2 protein-coding genes are annotated in these 1,309 nt (G+C 68.5%); both read right to left on the bottom strand.

What is annotated here, in order from left to right; translation table 11 throughout:
* Window positions 1-542: shikimate kinase (locus ON44_RS19830; protein WP_040692242.1), on the bottom strand; the 542-nt coding region annotated here is incomplete at its 3' end.
* Window positions 539-1,309, bottom strand: a 771-nt coding sequence (gene aroC / locus ON44_RS19825) for a chorismate synthase (RefSeq protein WP_040692240.1), incomplete at its 5' end; no start/stop codon positions are given. The genes aroC and ON44_RS19830, both read right to left, overlap by 4 nt.

The following is a 1,309-nucleotide window of genomic DNA, read 5'->3' as shown; positions in this document are numbered from 1 at the left end:
TGCGGCAGCACCGATTCCATGCCCAGCTTCGCCATGATCATCCGCACCACTCGACCCGGGCTGCGACCGTCGGTGCGCACCCGCACCGTGGCGACCTCCCGGTACAGCGGTCTGCGCTTGCGCATCAGCTCACGATATTTCGCACCCGGATCCGCACCGTTGAGCAGCGGTCGCTGCGTACTCGCGCCGGTGCGTCGAAGTCCTTCGGCCACACTGATTTCCAGATACACCACGGTGCGATTGCGCAGCAGCTCCCTGGTGTCCTTGGACAGCACGGCCCCACCGCCGAGCGAGACCACACCGCGTTCGGCGAGGATGGCGCGGCGCACCACCTGCTCCTCGATCCGGCGGAATTCCGGTTCGCCGTCCTCGGTGAAGATCTCCGGGATGGTGCGTCCGGTCTCCCGCTCGATTCCGGCATCGGTGTCGTAGAGCTCGACGCCGAGTTCCCTGGCGAGCTTGCGGCCGATCGTCGACTTCCCCGCCCCCGGCGGTCCGACCAGCACCACGCGCGGTGCGCGCGGATCGGACTGCACGATCATTGCGGCACGTGTGGTCGGGTGCCGATGCGCTTGACGTAGCTGGTGATGTTGTCGACGGTCTCGACCAGTGAATCACCGCCGAACTTCTCCAGCGCGGCCTGCGCGACGACCAGCGCGACCATGGACTCGGCGACCACACCCGCGGCGGGCACGGCACAGACATCCGAGCGCTGATGGATGGCGACGGCCTCCTCGCCGGTGGTCATATCCACCGTGGACAGCGCGCGCGGCACCGTCGAGATCGGCTTCATCGCGGCGCGCACGCGCAGCGGCTCGCCATTGGTCATACCGCCCTCGAGACCACCGGCACGGTTGGTCGAGCGCAGCACGCCGTCCGGTCCCGGCTTCATCTCGTCATGTGCCTGGCTGCCGCGACGGCGCGCGGTTTCGAAACCGTCGCCGACCTCGACGCCCTTGATCGCCTGAATCCCCATGAGCGCGCCCGCGAGCCGCGAATCCAGCCGATCCGCGCCGCTGATGAACGAACCCAATCCAACCGGTAGCCCGTCCACGACCACCTCGACCACACCACCGAGGGTGTCGCCGTCCTTCTTGGCGGCCTCGATCTCGGCGATCATCGCGGCCTCGGCGTCCTTGTCGGACGCGCGCACCGGACTCTCGTCGATCGCGGCCAGGTCGGCGGCGGTCGGCACGATGCCGGTGGTGTTGGCGGCAGTGCCGATCGAGACGACATGCGAGATGACCTCGACGCCGAAGGCTTGGCGCAGGAAATTCCTGGCGACCGTGCCCGCAGCGACGCGCGCGGC

Origin of the sequence: Nocardia vinacea NBRC 16497, from assembly GCF_000308835.1 — a bacterium.
In the GTDB taxonomy this organism is placed as follows: Bacteria; Actinomycetota; Actinomycetes; order Mycobacteriales; family Mycobacteriaceae; genus Nocardia; species Nocardia vinacea.
Note: the sequence above shows the minus strand (reverse complement) of the source record. Positions and strands in the feature narration are given on the sequence as shown.